Source organism: Micromonospora sp. NPDC051296, from assembly GCF_040682255.1.
GTDB lineage: Bacteria > Actinomycetota > Actinomycetes > Mycobacteriales > Micromonosporaceae > Micromonospora > Micromonospora craterilacus.
This window is the reverse complement of record NZ_JBFBAO010000012.1, coordinates 1-19,476: the sequence shown is the minus strand read 5'-3', so window position 1 is coordinate 19,476 and position 19,476 is coordinate 1. Positions and strand designations below refer to the sequence as shown.

16 protein-coding genes, 1 tRNA gene and 2 pseudogenes are annotated in these 19,476 nt (G+C 73.2%); 12 read left to right on the top strand and 7 right to left on the bottom strand.

What is annotated here, in order from left to right; genetic code table 11:
* The first annotated feature begins 33 nt into the window (after positions 1-33).
* Together AB0M52_RS02580 and AB0M52_RS02575 are read left to right on the top strand one after the other, a co-directional pair.
* Complete coding sequence (locus tag AB0M52_RS02580) at positions 34-615, top strand: DUF664 domain-containing protein (protein ID WP_363947880.1); 582 nt, start codon at positions 34-36, stop codon at positions 613-615.
* A gap of 63 nt (positions 616-678) precedes the next feature.
* On the top strand, positions 679-804 hold the full coding sequence (locus tag AB0M52_RS02575; RefSeq protein ID WP_363947877.1) for a hypothetical protein: 126 nt from the start codon (positions 679-681) through the stop codon (positions 802-804).
* Positions 805-869: 65 nt separating this feature from the next.
* Here the strand turns inward: AB0M52_RS02575 and AB0M52_RS02570 are convergent, their stop codons facing one another.
* Positions 870-1,337 carry a hypothetical protein gene (locus AB0M52_RS02570; RefSeq protein WP_363947875.1) on the bottom strand — a complete coding sequence of 156 codons (468 nt, stop codon included), beginning with the start codon at positions 1,335-1,337 and terminating at the stop codon, positions 870-872.
* Positions 1,338-1,438: 101 nt separating this feature from the next.
* On the opposite strand from AB0M52_RS02570, the gene AB0M52_RS02565 reads away from it, so the two are divergent.
* A complete protein-coding gene (locus AB0M52_RS02565) occupies positions 1,439-2,674 on the top strand; it encodes an IS4 family transposase (RefSeq protein WP_363947873.1) in 1,236 nt (411 codons plus the stop codon).
* Positions 2,675-3,021: 347 nt separating this feature from the next.
* Here AB0M52_RS02565 and AB0M52_RS02560 read toward each other — a convergent pair.
* The 3 genes from AB0M52_RS02560 to AB0M52_RS02550 all read right to left on the bottom strand — a co-directional run bounded on the left by AB0M52_RS02560 (position 3,022) and on the right by AB0M52_RS02550 (position 4,763).
* Positions 3,022-3,094, bottom strand: a tRNA-Arg gene (locus tag AB0M52_RS02560).
* Positions 3,095-3,217: 123 nt separating this feature from the next.
* Entirely contained in the window at positions 3,218-4,270 is a 1,053-nt protein-coding gene (locus AB0M52_RS02555) for an alpha/beta hydrolase (RefSeq protein ID WP_363947870.1), read from the bottom strand.
* A 79-nt stretch (positions 4,271-4,349) separates the two neighbouring features.
* Positions 4,350-4,763 (bottom strand): HPF/RaiA family ribosome-associated protein, encoded by a 414-nt coding sequence (locus AB0M52_RS02550; protein WP_363947867.1) that lies wholly within the window; start codon positions 4,761-4,763, stop codon positions 4,350-4,352.
* A 347-nt stretch (positions 4,764-5,110) separates the two neighbouring features.
* Here AB0M52_RS02550 and AB0M52_RS02545 point away from each other — a divergent pair, with 347 nt between their 5' ends.
* From AB0M52_RS02545 to AB0M52_RS02535, 3 genes and pseudogenes are all read left to right on the top strand, one after another.
* Positions 5,111-6,013, top strand: a complete 903-nt coding sequence (locus AB0M52_RS02545) for a single-stranded DNA-binding protein (protein WP_363947864.1) — start codon at positions 5,111-5,113, stop codon at positions 6,011-6,013.
* 288 nt (positions 6,014-6,301) lie between these two features.
* Complete coding sequence (locus tag AB0M52_RS02540; protein WP_363947861.1) at positions 6,302-7,372, top strand: cobalamin biosynthesis protein; 1,071 nt, start codon at positions 6,302-6,304, stop codon at positions 7,370-7,372.
* A pseudogene (locus AB0M52_RS02535) lies at positions 7,369-9,104 on the top strand (cobyric acid synthase); the annotation flags it as partial. The gene AB0M52_RS02540 and the pseudogene AB0M52_RS02535, both read left to right, overlap by 4 nt.
* On the opposite strand, the gene AB0M52_RS02530 reads toward AB0M52_RS02535, so the two are convergent.
* The gene (locus AB0M52_RS02530; RefSeq protein WP_363947945.1) at positions 9,000-9,401 is read right to left on the bottom strand and encodes a rhodanese-like domain-containing protein; all 402 of its coding nucleotides are present in this window, start codon (positions 9,399-9,401) and stop codon (positions 9,000-9,002) included. The pseudogene AB0M52_RS02535 and the gene AB0M52_RS02530 sit on opposite strands and share 105 nt — an antisense overlap.
* Between AB0M52_RS02530 and AB0M52_RS02525 the strand changes: the two are divergent.
* The 4 genes and pseudogenes from AB0M52_RS02525 to AB0M52_RS02510 form a co-directional block, all read left to right on the top strand.
* Positions 9,336-10,136: pseudogene (locus tag AB0M52_RS02525) on the top strand (hypothetical protein); the annotation flags it as partial. The gene AB0M52_RS02530 and the pseudogene AB0M52_RS02525 sit on opposite strands and share 66 nt — an antisense overlap.
* A 171-nt stretch (positions 10,137-10,307) precedes the next feature.
* Positions 10,308-11,654, top strand: coding sequence for a dipeptidase (locus AB0M52_RS02520; RefSeq protein ID WP_363947943.1), 1,347 nt, complete (start codon positions 10,308-10,310; stop codon positions 11,652-11,654).
* 69 nt (positions 11,655-11,723) lie between these two features.
* The gene (locus tag AB0M52_RS02515; protein WP_137780978.1) at positions 11,724-11,930 is read left to right on the top strand and encodes a hypothetical protein; all 207 of its coding nucleotides are present in this window, start codon (positions 11,724-11,726) and stop codon (positions 11,928-11,930) included.
* Between the two features lie 99 nt (positions 11,931-12,029).
* On the top strand, positions 12,030-13,631 hold the full coding sequence (locus tag AB0M52_RS02510; RefSeq protein ID WP_363947858.1) for an ATP-dependent DNA ligase: 1,602 nt from the start codon (positions 12,030-12,032) through the stop codon (positions 13,629-13,631).
* Between the two features lie 54 nt (positions 13,632-13,685).
* Here the strand turns inward: AB0M52_RS02510 and AB0M52_RS02505 are convergent, their stop codons facing one another.
* Positions 13,686-14,483, bottom strand: a complete 798-nt coding sequence (locus AB0M52_RS02505; RefSeq protein WP_363947855.1) for an SURF1 family protein — start codon at positions 14,481-14,483, stop codon at positions 13,686-13,688.
* Between the two features lie 227 nt (positions 14,484-14,710).
* On the opposite strand from AB0M52_RS02505, the gene AB0M52_RS02500 reads away from it, so the two are divergent.
* Positions 14,711-16,192: a cobyrinate a,c-diamide synthase gene (locus AB0M52_RS02500; protein WP_363947852.1), complete on the top strand. Its 1,482-nt coding sequence runs from the start codon at positions 14,711-14,713 to the stop codon at positions 16,190-16,192.
* A gap of 37 nt (positions 16,193-16,229) precedes the next feature.
* On the opposite strand, the gene AB0M52_RS02495 is transcribed toward AB0M52_RS02500, so the two are convergent.
* Complete coding sequence (locus tag AB0M52_RS02495) at positions 16,230-18,362, bottom strand: transglycosylase domain-containing protein (RefSeq protein WP_363947849.1); 2,133 nt, start codon at positions 18,360-18,362, stop codon at positions 16,230-16,232.
* 121 nt (positions 18,363-18,483) lie between these two features.
* On the opposite strand from AB0M52_RS02495, the gene cobC reads away from it, so the two are divergent.
* The coding region (gene cobC, locus AB0M52_RS02490; RefSeq protein ID WP_363947847.1) for an Rv2231c family pyridoxal phosphate-dependent protein CobC at positions 18,484-19,476 on the top strand (993 nt) is incomplete at its 3' end.

Here is a 19,476-nt window from a genome sequence, read left to right as displayed (position 1 = left end):
TCCGGCTGGCGGGCTCGGGTTAGGGTGGGCGCCGTGACCGACAGTGACTTTCCGTGGGAACCGCCCCTGGCCGGCACCGACGTGGAGCACCTCGTCGGTGCGCTGGACCGCCTACGTACCACCTTGCGTTGGAAGGCCGACGACCTCGACGCGACCGGGCTGCAGACCCGCGTCGGCGCCTCCGCGATGACCCTCGGCGGTCTGCTCAAGCACCTCGCAGTCGTGGAGGACGACCTCTTCGGCACCAGGCTGAGCGGCACGCCGATCGGTGCGCCGTGGGACACCGCCGCCTGGGACGGCCATGACTGGCCGTTCACCTCAGCCGCCGCCGACACCCCCGAGCAGCTGTACGCGTTCTGGGACGACGCCGTGGCCCGCTCCCGCGCCCGGCTCGACGCCGCGCTCGACGCCGGCGGACTCGACCAACTCGTCCACGTCCGCGCCGCAGACGGCCGTCAGGCCAGCCTGCGCCGGCTGGTCTGCGACATGATCGAGGAGTACGGCCGGCACACCGGGCACGCCGATCTGCTCCGCGAGGCCGTCGACGGGCTGGTCGGCGAAGACCCGCCATCGGGCTGGCGACCCAGAGCCGGCCACTACCGCCTGCCCGGCTGACTCCCACCTCGGCGTACGAACGGCTGTAGCGACAATGGCAGCTGATCCCTATGGTTCATGATCATGGATGCCGTACTCACCGCCCTTCTCGTCTACCCGCTGAGCCTCTTCGTTCTCTACTGGGTAATCCGTCTTGCGGTCCGGCACGCGATCGAAGACGCCGACAAGCGCCGGCGGGGCGGGGCGTAACGGGTTGGCCCGGCAGCCAGGCGAGCGATTGTTGGACGGCACTCGCAACCGCAACCAGCCGGAGGCTAGTCTCCGGTGGCCGGACCACCGCCGGTTCTCGCGGCCGCCGTCAGCGCGGCGGCCAGGGCCTCCGCGTCGCGACGTGCAGGCCACGGAAAGCGCAGCTTGAGATTCGCCGCTTCACCGTCTGCCGTCAGGACGACAACACGGGTCAGCCGACCGCGAACATCGGACGCACGCAGGATCGGACGCGGCACCTCACCAAGCACGTTCTGGGTCGGTCGGCCAGTCACCTGGTTCATTGCGAAGAACAGCAGACGTCTATCAGTCAACAGCAGATACTGCTTCACCGCGACAGAGAACGCGGTGAACAGACCGCCGGACAAGACAGCTGTCGCTACCCCCATCGCGACCTGGTCCTTCGTCGAGACAGAGCCAACGATCGCCACGCTGGCCACCTCAACACGCTCGCCCTCCTGCAGAAACGGCGACGCCGTATCGATGAGCCGCTGTCTTGCCTTCTCGGCACCCACGGTCGCCTCCGTCTTCGCCCAATGCCGTTCAGATAGGGCATCGGTGCAGGTCAGCGTGGGGTGCTGACGAACGCTGATCGGGGCCGGTACGGTTGCTGGTCGTGACGTTGCAGGCGCAGCCCTCAGGCCGGTTGACCGACCACATCGGTCTGGGAGTGTTGTCAGCTCGGTTTCACCGTGACCTGATCGAGGAAGTGATCAACCGGACCGGGTGTCGGGAGAAACGCAGCCGTCGGCTGCCGGCGCACGTGATGCTGCGCTACGTGATCGCGATGGGCTTGTACGCCCAGGAGTCCGCCGAGGAAGTGATGCGCCGGCTGGTCGGTAGCCTGCGCATGTTGGGCTCGTGGTCGGATGACTGGCAGGTCCCCACCGGTTCGGCGATCACGCAGGCCCGCCAGCGCCTCGGGGTGGCACCGGTGAAGGAGTTGTTCGAGCGGGCGGCGGTGCCGTTGGCCGGTCCGGGCACCAAGGGTGCGTGGTTGGCCCGACGCCGGTTGATGGCCATCGATGGGACTAGCTTCGATGTGGCCGACACGCCGGTGAACGTGGAGCGTTTCGGGCGGATGGGTTCCGGGCCGAACGCCTCGGCGTATCCGAAGCTGCGGGTGACCGCGGTCGTCGAGTGCGGCAGCCGGGCGGTCGTGGGAGCGGTCCTGGGCCCGTGTGGCACAGGGGAACGCACCCAGGCAGTCGAGCTGACCGGCGTGGTGGAGCCGGGGATGCTGCTGCTGGCCGACAGCGGCTTCTACTCCTTCGAGTTGTTCAACCGGTTCGCCGCCACCGGCGCGGAGCTCACCTGGCGCGTCGGGGCATCGGTGTCACTGGGACTGGTGCGGTGGCTGTCTGACGGCTCCTACCTGGCGTTGATCTACCGACCCGGGTTGTCCGCCGAGCGGCGACGCCGACTGGCGCAGACCGTCACCGACGGCGGTGAGGCGCCCGCTGATACCGCACGGCTGGTGCGGGTTGTGGACTACACCGTGCCCGACCGCAACCCCGACGGTGAGCTCATCACGGTGATCACCACCATCACCGCCCCGACCGACGTGCCCGCGATGGACCTGGCCGGCGCCTACCACGATCGCTGGGAGGAGGAGTCCGCCCTCAACGAGATCAAAAGTGACCTCCGAGGCCGAGGCGAAGTTCTCCGGTCGAAGACTCCTGACCTGGTCGAACAACAGATGTGGGGCCTGCTGCTGGCGCACTACGCGATCCGGGCCCTGCTCGTCGACGCCGCCGACGAAGCCGGCTACGACCCCGACCGGCTGTCCTTCATACGCGGGCTCCGTCTCGTGCGCCGCCAGGTCACCGACCAGGCGGCCATTTCCCCCTGAGCGCCTGAGGACCGCCATCACCGACGCCCACACCGAGATCCTGCGCCACCCGCTACCCGAACGCCGGCACCGCACCTGCCAACGAGCGGTCAAACGCGCCCGCCACAACTCCTACCGCGTCAAACGACCCACCGACAAGATCATCCGCCACACGGGACCTCCCACACCCGTCCTGGCCTGCCCAAAGAGCCTTATCTGAACGGCATTGCGTCTTCGCCCGTACCCATCCCTGAAGCGGGCGCCTTTCCATGACCAATAGCCGGCCGACCCTAGCGAGGCCTCCCGAAACCGGTCAACCCATGATCAGCGGCAGGCCGCTGAGCTGAGGTGAACTGGGGTGAACTGGGTGCGCCCGGCAGGATTCGAACCTGCGGCCTTGGGATTAGAAGTCCCCTGCTCTATCCGCTGAGCTACGGGCGCATCGTGTTATCGCGCGAGAAGGGTACCGCCGCCCCGGCCCCGCGCGACGGAACGGGTGGCCGGGCCAGGGTCGCACGCGCGTTGACCCCGTCGCACCTGGTTACTCGCGGCTACGGGGCGTGCTCAGGCGGCCGTCCCCGCGTCCGCGTGGGGCGTGGTCTCCGCCGCAGGCTCGGGTGCGCCCTCAGCCCGGCGGGGTTCCGGGGTGGCCGGGCGGGAGGCCGTCGGTCCGGCGCCGAGGAACGCCTCGGCCCACCGGCCCACCTCGGCGAAGACCTTCTCGCGTACGGCGGGGCCGGAGAGCGTCAGGTCGTGCATTCCGCCGTCGAAGCGGGCCAGCGTGACGTGCTGGCCCAGGCGGGGCGCCCAGCGGACCATGTGCTCGACATCGAGGACGGCGTCGGCGAGGCTGGCCGCGTCGTGCCACTTCGTGCTCCGGTACGAGCGGGTCGAGCAGGCGAGCAGCACCGGCACCGGGATGTCCAGCCCGGCGCGCAGCCGCCGCTGCCCGGTGCGGACGGCGTCGAGCCAGCCGGCCCGGACGGGGAAGCCGGCGAGCGGCTTCCAGGCCAGGTCGTACGTCCACTCGCCGCGATGATCGGCGTGGATGCTCTCGCCGTACACGGTGCCGAGACCGAACGGCAGGATCCGGTGCGGCGCCCTGCGGCCCAGGCGTGCGACGGCGGCCGCGAGGGGTCGGCGCACGAACCATGGGGCGTTCAGGTCGAAGAAGGGGCTGTTCAGGACGATGCCGTCGACCAGCCCGGCGTCGCGGCGGGCGTGCGCCCAGAGCGAGACGATCAGGCCGCCGGTGGAGTGGCCCATGGCCAGCAGGGTGTCGTGCCCGTCCTCGGTACGGATGAGCTGCGCGGCGGCGTCGAGTTCCGGGAAGTAGTCACCGAGGTCGCGGCAGAAGTTGGCGGTCTGGTGGGGGAGCAGGCTGCGGCCGTACTTGCGCAGGTCCAGCGCGTAGAAGTCCCAGCCCCGCTCGGCGAAGAAGTCGGCCACGTGGGTCTGGAAGAAGTAGTCGACGAAGCCGTGCACGTAGAGCACGGCCCGGCCGGTGGGGCGCTCGGCCCGGCGGCGAACCAGGGTGGCCACCACCGACCCCTCGTCGTCGCTGCCGAGGTCGATGGTGTGCCGCTCGTACGGCGGGCCCAGCAGATCCGGTTCCACAAGCCGACGGTACGCCGGCAAGCTACCGGGAGGTAGCCCGGCCCGCCGGCCGGGGGTGCACCCCCGGCCGGCGGCGCGATCACCTCTCGTCGGTCGTCACACCGGCGTCGGCCAGTTCGTCGGCCGGCGTGGCCTGGCCGGGTGGGGTGTTGATCCGCAGGTGCTTGTTGTTGCGTGGCTCCTGCCGGGTCTTCGCGTCGTTGAGCTTGCGGCGGAGGTCGTCGCGGGCATCGTTGAGCGCGGCACGCAGATTCTCCTCGGCGGAGGTGGTGACGATCTTCTGCCGGCCGGCGATCCAGCACTCCAGCGTGACGTGCTGGCCCTTGGCCTCCCGGTTCTTGACCGACAGCTCAAGCTCGGTGGCGTCGGCGTGGAAGGTGGCCAGGCGGGCGTCGAGCGTGGCGAACTGCGCGACGATCCAGTCCCGCTCGGCCTGCGAGAAGCCGGCGCCGAGCCGGAGACACTTCGCCACGGTGGCGGGGTTCGTGCTCATCGCCGCACCTGACCAGGGACGCGGGCGGAACGGGTGGTGGTCATCTTCATGATCGCTGACCTTTCGTTCGACGTCGTGCTCACCGGTGCGGTTGAAAGATCCCTACCCAGGTCGACTCCGTCCGGAACGTGAGCAGTTCCGGTGTCTCTCGATCATCGCGATCCGGCTGCCCGGCGGGGCAGGGCCACCCGGCCTACCACACCGGGACCTTGATCAGGTGTTCGTCCACAGGTGGCCCGGTCGTCCACAGATCGGGGCCTCGGGGCTGCCCGCTGGTGGTGCCGGGCCGCAGGCTCGACTGCGAGTCGGCTCGCGAAGGCGGGCCGCCGATCCCCGCTGGAGGGACGATGTTTGATACTTATGTGACGATTGTCGGCAACGTGCTGACGGCGCCTGAGTGGCGTCGTACGACCCAGAGCAACACCCTGGTGGCCAACTTCAAGGTCGCCTCGACCGCCCGGCGCCTCGACCGCGACAGCGGGCGCTGGGTCGACGGCAACAGCCTGCGGGTACGGGTCAACTGCTGGCGCAAGCTCGCCGAGGGGGTGGCCGCCTCGGTGACCGTCGGCGATCCCGTGGTCGTCTGCGGGCGGCTCTACACCCGGGACTGGACCGACGACGCCGGCAACCACCGCACGCTGTACGAGTTGGAGGCCGTCGCGGTCGGTCACGACCTGTCCCGGGGGCGCGGGCGGTTCCTGCGCAACCGGCCGAGCCTGGCCACCAGTGCCGTCTCCGATGCCGAGGCCGAGCAGCGGGTGCACGGCGAGCCGACCGAGTCGGTGCCGTACGGCGACGCGCCCACCCAGCTCGACGACCGTCCGCTCGACGACGACTTCGAACTGCCCGACCTCGCTCCGTCGCGGGTCGGATTGGCGCACACCGGCGGCTATGGGCCCGGTCCGGCCGACGGCGTCGAGCCGTCCATGGTTGCCGCGACCCAGCGAGGGATCGTCCTCGACGACATCCTCTCGCCCGATCCGTTCGACGAACTCACCGGTGGAGGGGAGGTGGGTGTCGACGAGTTGGCCCCGGTGCGCATCGAGCCCGCCGTGCCCAAGGATGGAGCGAGCGCGGTGCCCGGCGGAGCGAGCGCGGTGCCGGGGGACGGAGCGAGCGCGGTGCCGGGGGACGGGGCGACCGGCGTACAGGAGGGCGGGTCGGCGGCGCGTCCGGAGGGATCGGGGGCGGGCGACGCAGCGACCGGGCGGGGCCGGCGGGTTCGCGGGCGGCTGCCGCAGCCGGCCTGACCGCAGTGGCCAGGGCGACTGACGGGTGATCGTCTGCGGATGAGTGACTAGGTGGCCGGCGTGTCGAGTCACTTATCCGCAGACGATCGTCAGTGGCGGGGCTCGTGGGGCGCCGATTGGCGATGGCGGCGGGGGTGGTCGCGGGGACCAGCTTCGACGTCGGCCAGAGCATGCCCTCCGTCGGCGGGCCGGCGCTGGTCGTCGACGGCAGGGGTTGCGGGGGCGCGGATCGGCGGGCGGGTCCGGCTGGCGGGCTCGGCTAGGCTGGCCGGCCGGGGGGTGGTGTGGATGCGCCATGCGAATGCGGTGGCGAACGCGGCGGGGCTCGTCGCGGGATACGCGCTGGACGCGCTGCTCGGCGACCCCCGGCGGGGGCATCCCGTCGCCGGGTTCGGCCGGGCCGCCGCCGCCCTGGAACGCCGCCTCTACCGGCCCGGCCGGCTGGCCGGTGGCGTGTTCACCGCGCTCGCTGTCGGCGGGCCGGTGCTGGTCGGGGCCGCCGCCGCCTACGGAACCCGGCGCCGACCGGTGGCCCGCGCGGTGCTGGTCGCCGCCGGCACCTGGGCCGTGCTGGGCGGGCGCAGCCTGCGCCACGAGGCGGACACGATGGGACGGGCCCTGCGCGCCGGTGACCTGCCCGCCGCCCGGCAGCGACTCGGGCACCTCTGCGGGCGGGACCCGTCGGCGCTCGACGAGCCCGAGTTGGCCCGGGCGACGGTCGAGTCGGTCGCGGAGAACACCTCCGACGCGGTGGTCGCCCCGCTGGTCTGGGGCGCGGTCGCCGGGCTGCCGGGCCTGCTCGGCTACCGGGCGGCGAACACCCTCGACGCGATGGTCGGCCACCGCAGTGCCCGCTACGCCCGGTTCGGCACGCCGGCGGCCCGTTTGGACGACCTGCTCAACCTGGCACCGGCGCGGCTGACCGGGCTGCTGACCGTCGCGGTGGCGCCCACCGGCCGCGGCGACCGGGCGCAGGCATGGCGGGTCTGGCGGCGGGATCGCGCCGACCACCCCAGCCCGAACGCCGGGCAGTGCGAGGCGGCGATGGCCGGCGCGTTGGGCGTACGGCTGGGCGGGCGCAACGTCTACTTCGGCCGTTCCGAGGTGCGTCCGTTCCTCGGCGACGGCCCCCGGCCCGAGGCGCGACACCTGGCGCGGGCTGCCCGGATCTCCGGCGCGGTCGGGCTGGCGGCGCTCGGGCTGGCGGCGGCGTACCCGCTGACCGTCGGCCGCCTCGCCGGCGCCGTCGCCCGCCGGGCCGCCCGGTCTGGTGCCGCGACGCGGTTCGTCCGGCCGGCCATCGGCGGAAGTGGCCGTGCCGCCACGTCGGCAGGTGCCGAGGTGGGCAGCCGGCGATGACGGGTGGGTTGCTGGTCGCGGGGACCACCTCCGACGCGGGCAAGAGCGTGCTCACCGCCGGCATCTGCCGGTGGCTGCACCGGCAGGGCGTGAAGGTGGCGCCGTTCAAGGCGCAGAACATGTCCAACAACTCTGCCGTCGTGGTCGGGCCCGACGGTCGGGGCGGCGAGATCGGCCGAGCGCAGGCGATGCAGGCGGCGGCCTGCGGGCTCGCACCTGATCTGCGGTTCAACCCGGTGCTGCTCAAGCCGGGCAGCGACCTGGCCAGCCAGGTGGTGTTGCTCGGCGAGGCGGTCGACACCGTCACCGCCGGCACGTTCCGCGCGCTGCGGCCCCGGCTGGCCGAGACGGCCCACGCTGCCCTGGCGGAGCTGCGGGCGGCGTACGACGTGGTGATCTGTGAGGGGGCCGGCAGCCCCGCGGAGATCAACCTGCGCGACGGCGACTACGTGAACATGGGCCTGGCCCGGCACGCCCGGCTGCCCACCATCGTGGTCGGCGACATCGACCGGGGCGGCGTGTTCGCCGCCATGTTCGGCACTCTGGCCCTGCTCGACCCCGCCGACCAGGCGCTCGTCGCCGGCTTCGTGGTCAACAAATTCCGCGGCGACCTCGGCCTGCTCGCCCCGGGGCTGGACATGCTGCGCCGGCTCACCGGCCGCCCGACGTACGGGGTGCTGCCGTGGGCGCTGGACCTGTGGCTCGACGCGGAGGACTCGCTCGCCTACGGGCGGGTGCTCGGCCGCCCCGCCGCACCGTACGGCACCGAGTGGCTCGACGTGGCCGTGGTGCGGCTGCCCCGGATCAGCAACGCCACCGACGTCGAGGCGCTCGCCACCGAACCCGGGGTGCGGGTACGACTGACCGTCGAACCGGCCGAACTGGCCGCGGCCGACCTGGTGGTGCTGCCCGGCTCCAAGTCGACGGTGGCCGACCTGGCCTGGCTGCGCGAGACCGGCCTGGCCGACGCGGTGACCGGGCACGTGGCGGCCGGCCGGCCGCTGCTCGGCATCTGCGGCGGCTTCCAGATGCTGGCCCGCGCCATCCACGACCCGGTGGAGAGCCGCCGGGGCACGGTCCCCGGCCTCGGCCTGCTCCCCATCGAGGTCACCTTCGCCCCGCGCAAGACCGTGCGCCAGGCGGAGGGCACCGTCGAGGGTGACCGGCCGGTCGGTGGCTACGAGATCCACCACGGGTACGTCTCGACCGCCGCCCCGGAGCTGCTCCCACTGCTGCACCACACCGACGGAACCGGCGAGGGTGCGGTCCACGGCGTCGTGCACGGCACCCACTGGCACGGCACCTTCGAGTCCGACGAGTTCCGCCGGTGGTTCCTCGCCCGGGTGGCCCGCCTCGCCGGCCGTACCGGGTTCCGGGTCGCGCCCGGCACCTCGTTCGCCGCCGCCCGCGAACGCAACCTCGACCTGCTCGGCGATCTGGTCGAAGAACACCTGGACACCGTCGCCCTGCGCCGGCTCATCGAATCCGGCCCGCCCGCTGACCTGCCGTTCGTCCCGCCCGGCGCCCCGCCCCGCTGACGCCTGCGGACCGATCTGGGGCAAATGCCGGGGAGCGACCAGTAGGCCCTCGGTGGGGGGCGGATGCGACGGCCGCCAGCCGGTCGGGGTCAGTAGCGGATGTCGGCGGGCTTGTCGGTGAAGGGCAGCCCCGCCGATCGCCACGCGTCCACTCCGCCGATCATGTCGGTGGCCTTGTGCAGGCCGAGGGCGCGCAGGCTGGCCGCCGCGAGGCTGGAGCTGTAGCCCTGGCGGCACACCACGACGACCTCGATGTCGTACCCGGTGGCCTCGGGGATGCGCCAATCGCTGGCCGGGTCGATCCGCCACTCCAGCACCGTCCGGTCGATCACGATGACGCCGGGCAGGTCGCCCTGCTCCCGTCGCTGCGCGTCGGTACGGGTGTCGATCACGAGTGCACCCCGGGTGGCGGCCTGCACCGTCTCCTGCGGGGTCAACCGGGTCATGCCCGCGCGGGCCTGTTCCAGCAGCGCCTCGACGCCGGGACTCATCACGGAATGGGACACGGCACGAGCATGCCGCCTGCTCAGCGGGCTCACGGCCGGAAGCGGCCCGGGACAACCCGATCGGTAACGTCGGTGCCCGTGGTGGTGGTCTTCGAGGCGTACGCCGAGCTGGCGCGCCGGGTGCTGGCCGGGCCGCCCCGGCTGGGGCGTACCCGGTTGGTGGCTGTCGACGGGCCGAGCGGCGCGGGCAAGACCGTCTTCGCCGCCCGCCTGGCCGACGCCATCGCCGCCGAGACCGACGCCGCCGGGACCCACGCCGCCGGGACGTTCGGTGTCGGCCGGCCGCCGGTGGTGCACACCGACGACCTGCTGGACGGGTGGGGCGACCAGCTCACCTTCTGGCACCGGCTGGAGGAGTCGGTGCTGGCGCCGGTGCGGGCCGGCAGAGCCGGGGCGTACCACCGTTACAGCTGGGTGCGCCGCCGCTTCTTGCCCCGGCCGGTGCCGGTGCCGGCCGCGCCGGTGCTGATCGTGGAGGGGGTCAGCGCGGCACGGGCCGCCGCCGGACCCGACCTGACCCTGTCGGTGTTCGTCACCGCCCCTCCGCCGCTGCGGCTGACCCGGGCGGTGGCCCGCGACGGCCCGTCGATCCTGCCGGAGCTGCGGCACTGGCACACCACCGAGCGGGTCCACTTCACCGCCGACCGCACCGAGTCCCGGGCCGACCTGGTGGTCGACGGCGCGCCCACGTTGCCCCACGATGCCGGCCGCTACTACCTGCGGGTCGCCGTCGCGCATGGCGACACCGACCCGCGCGACACCGACCCGCGCGACACCGACCCGGGAGACGCAGCCCGGTGGACAGCCGCAGCCCGGTGGGCTCGGGCTGGCGATGCCGACGGTGGCCCTGGGTAAGGCCGGAATACGATGCCGGTCATGACCACACCGATCATGACCGAGTCCGACCTGCGGGCCGCCGTCGCGCGGGAGCTGCCCGGCGTCCGGGCCGACCTGGACCGTCTCGTCCGCATCCCCGGGATCGCCTTCGATGGCTTCGACCACGCGCAGGTGGAACGTTCCGCCGAGGCGGTGGCCGAGCTGCTGCGCGGCTGTGGGCTCGACGTCGACATCGTGCGGGCCGGCGGCCAGCCGGCGGTGATCGGCCGGAAGGCGGCGCCGCCCGGCGCGCCGACGGTCATGCTCTACGCCCACCACGATGTGCAGCCGGTCGGCGACCGGGCGCTGTGGGAGTCCGACCCGTTCGAGCCGGTCGAGCGGGACGGTCGGCTGTACGGGCGGGGCGCCGCCGACGACAAGGCCGGCATCATGGCGCACGTCGCGGCGCTGCGCGCGTTCGGCGACCGGCTGCCGGTCGGCGTGGTCCTGTTCATCGAGGGCGAGGAGGAGTACGGCTCCGACTCGCTCGAGCGGCTGCTCGCCGAGCACCGCGACAAGCTCGCCTCGGACGTCATCGTGATCGCCGACTCGACCAACTGGGACGTCGGGGTGCCGGCCCTGACCACCTCGCTGCGCGGCATCGTCAACTGCTTCGTCGAGGTTCGCACCCTGAACCACGCGGTGCACAGCGGCATGTTCGGCGGCGCGGTGCCGGACGCGCTCACCACCCTGGTCCGGCTGCTCGCCACGCTGCACGACGACGCCGGGAACGTGGCGGTCGAGGGGCTGGTCGGCCAGGAGGCGGCCAGCGTCGACTACCCCGAGGACCGGTTCCGCGCCGAGGCCGGGCTGGTCGAGGGGGTACGGCTGATCGGCACCGGCCGGATCACCGACCGGCTGTGGACCAAGCCGGCGCTCGCCGTGCTCGGCATCGACGCACCGGCCACCGCGGAGGCGCCGAACGCCCTGGTCCCGACCGCCAAGGCTAAGCTGAGCGTACGGCTGGCGCCCGGTGACGACCCGAAGCAGGCGTACGCGGCGCTGTGCGACCACCTGGAGCGGTACGCGCCGTGGGGCGCACAGGTGACCGTCACCTTCGAACACGACGGCGCCCCGTGCGTCATCGACGCCACCGGCCCGGTGTGCGACGCGGCCCGCTCGGCCTTCCGGACCGCCTGGGACGGCACCGACCCGGTGGACATCGGCGTCGGCGGCTCGATCCCGTTCATCGCCACCTTCCAGGAGATGTTCCCGCAGGCGTCGATCCTGGTGACCGGGGTGGAGGACCCGCACGCCCGGGCGCACGGGCCGAACGAGAGCCTGCACCTGGGCGAGTTCGCCCGGGTCTGCCTGGCCGAGGCGCTGTTGCTGTCCAGGGTGGCGGCGGCGGCGCGCGGCTGAACCGTAACTTCCGGCAGATGGTGGCCGTTTCCGGTGTGTCGGGCGCAGGGCTGTTGTAGCCTCTCGAACATGCGTACGAACGAGGTTCTGGCCCGCCTGGAGGCCGCCGTCAGCGCTCTGGGGGACGTCGACGTCTCCGCGTGGCCCGAGGACACACTCAAGGAACAGCTCGGTGAACTGTCCGCCGCCCTGGTCGCCCTGGACGCGTCGCTGTCCCGGATCGCCGACGAGGTCCGCGCCCGCGGCCTGCGGGTCGAGGAACCGGTCCCGGCCTGACGCCCGACGGCGGGTCGCGGGTGACTCTGCCCGCTCACGACATGCTCGTGAGCAGGGCAGGTGGCGTCCGCTGTCGGGGGTGGCTGGCAGGATGGGGCCGTGCGGTTCCTCGATCTGGCTGCCACCTCCGCGGCCGTCGGCGCCACCAGCGGCCGGCGGGCCAAGGTCGAGCTGCTCGCCGACGCGCTGCGCCGGCTCGACCCGGCCGAGGTCGCGGCGGGTTCCGGCTGGCTCGCCGGCGAGCTGCGTCAGCGGCAGACCGGCGTCGGCTGGGCGAGCCTGCGTGACCTGCCCCCGCCGGCGGCGGAGCCGACCCTGACCGTGGCCGCGGTGGACGCCGCGATCGACGAGATCGCGGCGGTACGCGGCGCGGGGTCGCAGGCCCGTCGGCGGGCCCTGCTGGACGCCCTCTACGCCGCCGCCACCGTCGATGAGCAGCGCCTGCTGACCGGTCTGTTCCTCGGCGAGCTGCGCCACGGCGCCCAGGCGGGGCTGCTCGCCGACGCGATCGCCCGGGCCGCCGGGGTGCCGGTCGCCGCGGTGCGCCGGGCGCTGCTGCTCGCCGGTGACCTGCGGGAGGTGGCAGTGGCCGCGCTCGGCGGTGGGGCTGCGGCGCTGGCCGGGTTCGGGCTGCGGGTCGGGCGGCCCCTCGCACCGATGTTGGCGCAGAGCGCGTCATCGGTCGACGAAGCGCTCGCGGCCACCGGCACGCCCGCCGTGGTCGACGTCAAGCTCGACGGCATCCGCATTCAGGTGCACCGCAGCGGCCCCGATATCGCCGTGTTCACCCGCAGCCTGGACGACATCACCGCCCGGGTGCCCGAAGTGGTCGCTGCGGTGCGTGCCATACCCGCGAGGGAGCTGGTGCTCGACGGCGAGGCGATCGGGCTGGACGAGACCGGCCGGCCGGTGCCGTTCCAGCAGACGTCGAGTGCCGCCGCCCGCCGGGCCGGATCGGCTGGCGGCGGGTCGGCTGGCTCCGTCGACGGGCCACCGGTCGCCCCGGCGGTGCGCGCCGCCGCCGCGCGGACCGGCGAGACCGTGCTCACGCCGTACTTCTTCGACCTGCTGCACCTCGACGGCGCGGATCTGATCGATCTCCCCGGCCGCGAGCGGTGGGCGGCCCTGGCCGGCGCGGTCGACGCGTCGCTGCTGGTGGGGCGGATGGAGGTGGACGGGCCGGCGGGGGCCGGTGCGGCCTTCGCCGCCGCGCTCGACGCCGGGCAGGAGGGCGTGGTGGTGAAGTCGCCCGACGCGCCCTACGACGCTGGCCGGCGTGGCGCGGCCTGGGTCAAGGTGAAGCCCCGGCACACCCTCGACCTGGTCGTGCTCGCCGTGGAGTGGGGCAGCGGCCGACGCACCGGCTGGCTGTCCAACCTGCACCTGGGGGCGCGCGACCCGGGCACCGGTGGTTTCGTGATGCTCGGCAAGACCTTCAAGGGGCTCACCGACGAGTTGCTGCGCTGGCAGACCGAGCGCTTCCTCGGCCTCGCCGTGGAGCGCGGCGACTGGGTGGTCCGGGTCCGACCCGAGCAGGTCGTGGAGATCGCCTTCGACGGGGTGCAGACCAGCTCGCGCTACCCCGGCGGGGTCGCCCTACGCTTCGCGCGGGTGGTGCGCTACCGCGACGACAAGACCGCCGCCGAGGCCGACACCATCGACGCCGTCCGCGCCATCCACGCGGGCCGCCCGTCCACCTGACCCACCCCAGCCCACCCGTGCCCAGCGCCGAGGCGGTGGGCGGGAGCCAGCGGGTCAGGCGGCGGCGCGGTCGCGGGGGCGATCGTCGGTGACGCCGGCCAGGCGGCGGGCCTCGCGGCGGGCGACCCAGCCGTAGCCGAACAGGGTCATCGCCGCGAAGATCCACCACTGCACGACGTAGCCGAGGTTCTGCCAGTTGTTGGCGTGGCCCACCGGCACCGCCTTGAACACCGGGTCGGCGGCCGGGGTCTGCTCGTCGAGCAGCAGGTACGCCCCGTGCACCGGGTACGGCAACTCGCGGGCGAGCTGGGGCACGGCGACACGCCGGGTCTCCAGCCGGCCCTCGCGCCGGGTCACCGTGCCGGCCCCGCTCTCGCTCGGGTGCACCCGGCCCTCGACGGTCACCTCGCCCGTCGGTGTCGCCGGCACCTGCGGCTGGGCCATCGCCCCGCCGGGAGCCGGCGGGATCCAGCCCCGGTCCACCAGGACGGCCGTGCCGTCGGCCAGCACCAGCGGGGTGACCACCTCGAAGCCGACCTTGCTCTCGACCGTCCGGCCCCGGACCAGGACGATGTTGTCGGTGTCGTACCGGCCGGTCACGGTGACCCGGGTGAAGGTCCGCTCCTCGCTCGCCGGCGGGCCGGCCGTACCGGGACCACCGGTGGGCGCGGGCAGCGCCTCGCGCAGTGGCGCCGGTGCCATCCGCAGGCCCGCGTCGATCCGTTCGTTGACCGCGGTACGGCCCCGGTAGCGGTCCAGCTGCCAGTTTCCGAGCGCCACCATCACCATGGCGGCCACCAGGGTCAGCGCGAGGATGCCCAGCCAGCGCGGCGTCAGCAGGAACCGGTACACGCTACGAGGCTACCCGTGTGACCGCCACCACTGCCCCGCGCCGCCCGAGGGGCGTCGCCGCGGGTCCCGGTGGCGGAGCGTGCCCGCGTCGGGGCCGTCCGCGCCGATGGGCCGCGCCGGAATGGGATGGGTACCGGGCGGTGCGTGCCAGTCGTCCGGTTCGGCTATCGTCACGCGGGCGGAGCGCGCCGACGGTCGGCACGCCGTCCGCTCGCGAGGAGTCGATGATGACCGTCGTGCCGCGTCTGGTGCTCAGCGCTCCCTCCTCCGGACACGGCAAGAACGCGCTGGCGATCGGTCTGCTCGCCGCGTTCGCCGACCGGGGTCTCGACGTGGCCGGGTTCAAGATCGGGCCGGATCAGGTCGACGCGGCCTACCTCGGGCTGGCCGCCGGACGGCCCGGGCGGACCTTGGACCCACGGCTGGTCGGTACCGAACGGATCGCCCCGCTGCTCCTGCACGGCGCGGCCGGCGCCGGCCTCGCGGTCGTACAGGGCAGCATGGGCCTGTACGACAGCCTCACCGGCCGCCCCGAGAGCGAGTCGACCGCCGCCGTCGCCACCGCGCTGCGCAGCCCGGTCGTGCTGGTGGTCGACGTCGCTGCGATGGGTCAGTCGGTGGCCGCCCTGGTGCATGGCTTCCGGGCGTACGACGAGCAGCTGTGGATCGGCGGCGTGATCCTCAACCGGGTCGCCTCCTCCCGGCACGAGGCGTTGCTGCGCGAGGCGCTCGACGACATCGGCGTACCGGTCTACGGCGCGCTGCGCCGCCAGGACCTTCCTTCGGTGCTGCCGGCCCGTCGGCACGGGGTGGTGCCCGTCCTCGCCGGTGCCGCCGAGGCCACCCGTGCGGTCCGCCGCCTGGGCGAGGCGGTGACCGCCACCGTCGAACTGGACCGGCTGCTCGGGCTGGCCCGCTCGGCCCCGACGATTGGTGTGCAGCCGTGGTCGCCGCAGCCGCCGGGGGGTGCCGACGGCGTGGCGCCAGCCCGGCCGCCCGGTGCCGGACGTCCGGTCGTCGCGCTGGCCGGCGGGCCGGGTGGCAGCTTCAGCCATGCCGAGACGGCCGAGCTGCTGCGGGCCGCCGGGGCGGAGGTGGTGACGCTCGACCCGCTCACCGACGAGGTGCTGCCGGCCGAGACCCAGGCACTGGTGGTCGGTGGTGCCCTGCCTGAGTCGTACGCCGAGCAGCTCTCCGCCAACCGCCGGCTCTGCATCGCGGTCGCCGAGCTGGCCCGGACCGGCCGGCCGGTGGTCGCCGAGGGCGCCGGCCTGCTGTGGCTGTCCCGGGAGGTGGACGGGCTGCCGATGTGTGGGGTGCTCGACGCGGTCGGCAGCATTCGCGACGGGATGGTCGTCGGCTACCGGGAGGCGACCGCGCAGAGCGACAGCGTGGTCGCCACCCGGGGCGAGGTGTTGACCGGGCACAAGGAGCACCGCGCGGTGCTCACCCCGAGGAGCGGGCAGCGGCCGGCGTGGAGCTGGCCGGGTGGGGCGCCGGAGGGATTCGTCTGGCGCGGTGTACACGCCTCCCAACTCGTCCCGCACTGGGCCGCGTACCCGCAGGTCGCGACGCGGCTGGTGGCCGCCGCGGCGGCCGAACCGGCCACGGTCGCGGCGGGATCGATCGGGGTCGGGTCCGGCGATGTCGCGGCGGCCGGCCCGGCCGGTGTCGTCCCGGCCGGGCCGGCCGGCGGGCCACCGGCCTGAGCGAGCGGAGCATCTGGCGCAACGGGGTGGCCGGCCGTCAGCCGACGATCTGGTCGGAGGGTGGGACGAAGTCCCGGACGGGTTTGCCCTTGAGGGCGTCGCGGAGGGTGTTCGAGACCGCCGCGATCGGTATCTGTGACTGTCCGTCACCCACCGCGTTGAACGGGTTGTCCGGGTCGGAGATGAAGCTCGCCGCCGCCAGTTCCGGGGTGTAGCCGACGAACCAGGCCGACCGGGTGCTGTCCGTGGTACCCGTCTTGCCGGCCACCGGTCGGCCCACCGTGCCCCGGACGCTGTCCGCCGTCGACCAGCCACCGCAACCGCCCTTGGCCGGAGAGTCGCCGGTGGGGCACCGGGCGGCGTCGGTCGCGGCGCGCGCGGCGTCGGCGCTGACCACCTGGCGGCACCGCGGCTTGGCGACCTCCCGTTCGATGCCCCCGGCGGTCTTGAAGGTGGCCGGGGTGCCGTCCCGGGTGTAGATGGCGGTCACCGGCATCGCCTCGCAGTACCGTCCGTCGGCGGCGACGGTGGCGTACGCGTTGGCCATCTCCAGCGGGGTGGCGTCGGAGACGCCCAGGGTGAACGCGCCCCACTTGTGCGCCCTCGACGGTGAGGCGTGCTCCCGGTCCACATCGGTACGCCAGCGCAGCCCCAACTGTTCGGCGAGCCGGACGGCCTTCTCCGCGCCGACCTGCTCCTCCAGCCAGACGAAGTAGGTGTTCACCGACTTGCCGAAGCCGGACCACATGGTCTGGGTGCCGCTCATCGCGCCGCTGGCGTTGGTCGGTGCCCAGCCGTCGTATATCTGGGACTGGTACCGGTGCGGCGCGTTGAAGGTGGTGCTGAGGGTCATGCCGGAGTTCAGCGCGGCCAGCATGGGGAACATCTTGAAGGTGGATCCGGCCTGGTACCCCGGTAGGTCACCACCGCCCATCAGGGGTGCCACCGTGTTCGGGTAGTTGGCCTTCACCTTGGGCCCGGCCTCCGGGTTGGAGCTGAGCGGGTTCTCGTCCAGGTTCAGCGAGTAGGTGCGGTTCACCGCCATCGCCTTGACCCGCCCGGTGCCCGGCTCGGAGACCACGATGCCGTTGGCGAACGGGCTGCCGGTGTTTCCCTTGGTGCCGACGTTCTCCTCCGCCGCCTTCTGGATCTTCGGATCCATGCTGAGCACGATGCGGTAGCCGCCCCGGCGCAGCTTGTCCATCCGTTGCAGCCGGTTCTCCCCGAACGCGGGCTGCGCGCTCCACCAGTTCTTCAGGTAGTCGCAGAGGAATCCCCAGCTGTTCCAGCTCTCGGGCACCGCGGCGCAGTCGTTGGGCGGGTAGGTCAGGCGCAGCCGGATCGGCTCGGCCTTGGCCGCCGCAGCCGAGTCCGGTGACAGGTAGCCGAGATGCGTCATGTTGTCCAGCACGTAGTTGCGGCGGGCGGTGGCGTCCTTCTGGTCGGAGCTGGCCGGGTCGTACTGGGAGGGAGACTTCACCAGCCCGGCGAGGGTGGCCGCCTCGACGGGAGTGAGCTCCTTGGGCGTCTTGGAGAAGAAGATCTCGCTGGCGGCGTAGATGCCGTACGCCCGGTGCCCGAAGTACGCGGAGTTGAGGTAGCGCTCGAGGATCTCCTCCTTGCTCAACTCCTTCTCCAGGTCGACCGCCATACGCATCTCCTTGACCTTGCGGATCGGGGTCTGTGCGGTGGCCTCCTGTACCTCTTTCGGGGTGGTGGCGCTGTCCCGCAGCGCCATCCGGACGTACTGCATGGTCAGCGTGGAGGCGCCCTGGGAGACGCCGCTGGAGCGGGCGTTGGCCACGAAGGCACGGGCGACGCCCTTCGGGTCGACGCCGTGGTGCTGGTAGAAGCGGCTGTCCTCGGCGGCCACGATCGCCTGCAGCATGGTCGGCGAGATGTCCGACAGCTTGGTGTACTGCCGGTACTCCTCGTAGAACATGGTCAGCACGGTCTTGCCGTCGGGCGCGTACAGATAGGACGTTTCGGCGGGCAGGGCGGTGGCCAGCAGGCGGGTCTTGCTCTCCACGGCGTGTGCGGTGGCCTTGGCGCCGACGCCGGTCATGGCGACCACGGGGTAGGCGACGGCGGCGACCACGATGCCGGCGATGAGTCCGGCACGGAGGAGAGGAACGAGACGACCAGCGGCAGCAAGGGGTCGGTTGCTCACACCGCCAAGTTATGACATTTCCGATTCGTCTATGAGAAATACTCATGAAGTGATCGGTGGTGATGCTGCCCACCCCCCGCGCGGCTGTCCCCCGCGCGGCCTTCCCGGCAGGATCGCGGGCATGCATGGTCAGCTGACCGGGACGTCCGGCGTGGTGCCGGCCGAGCCGGATCTCGCCCACCACGGTGACGCGGAGGTGGGCGAGGGCCTCGTCGACCTCGCCGTCAACGTGCGGCGCGCCCCGATGCCGAGCTGGCTGGCCGACCCGGTCACGGCGTCGCTGGCCGACCTCGCGGCGTACCCGGATCCCGGGCCGGCGCGGGCCGCCGTCGCCGCCCGGCACGGCCGGCCCCCGGCCGAGGTGCTGCTGACCGCCGGTGCCGCCGAGGGCTTCGTGCTGCTCGCCCAGGCGCTGCGCGGGGTACGCCGGCCGGTGGTGGTGCACCCGCAGTTCACCGAGCCGGAGGCCGCGCTGCGGGCGGCCGGGCACGTCGTCGAGCGGGTACTGCTCGACGCGGCGGACGGTTTCCGGCTCGCCCCGGAGCGGATCCCGGCCGACGCCGACCTGGTCATGATCGGCAACCCGACCAACCCCACCTCGGTGCTGCACCCCGCCGCCGACCTGGCCGCGCTGGCCCGGCCGGGTCGCGTGCTGGTGGTCGACGAGGCGTTCGCCGACACCACCGCCGCGCCCGGCGTACCCGGCGAGCCCGAGTCGCTGGCGGCCCGGCGGGACCTACCCGGGCTGCTGGTCGTCCGCAGCCTCACCAAGACCTGGGGGCTGGCCGGGCTGCGGATCGGCTACCTGCTCGGCGAGGCCGCGCTGCTGGAGCGGTTGGCCGCCGTACAGCCGCTCTGGGCGGTCGCCACACCGGCCCTGGCCGCCGCGTCCGCCTGCGCCGGCCCCGAGGCGGTCCGGGCCGAGCGCGCCATCGCCGCGCAGCTCACGGCCGACCGCGAACACCTCGTCGCCCGGCTGTCGGCCCTGCCGGGGGTACGCGTCGCCGGCCGCCCGGCCAGCGCCTTCGTGCTGGTCCACCGGCCCGGAGCCGACCGGATACGGACCGAGCTGCGCCAACGCGGCTGGGCGGTACGCCGGGGCGACACCTTCCCG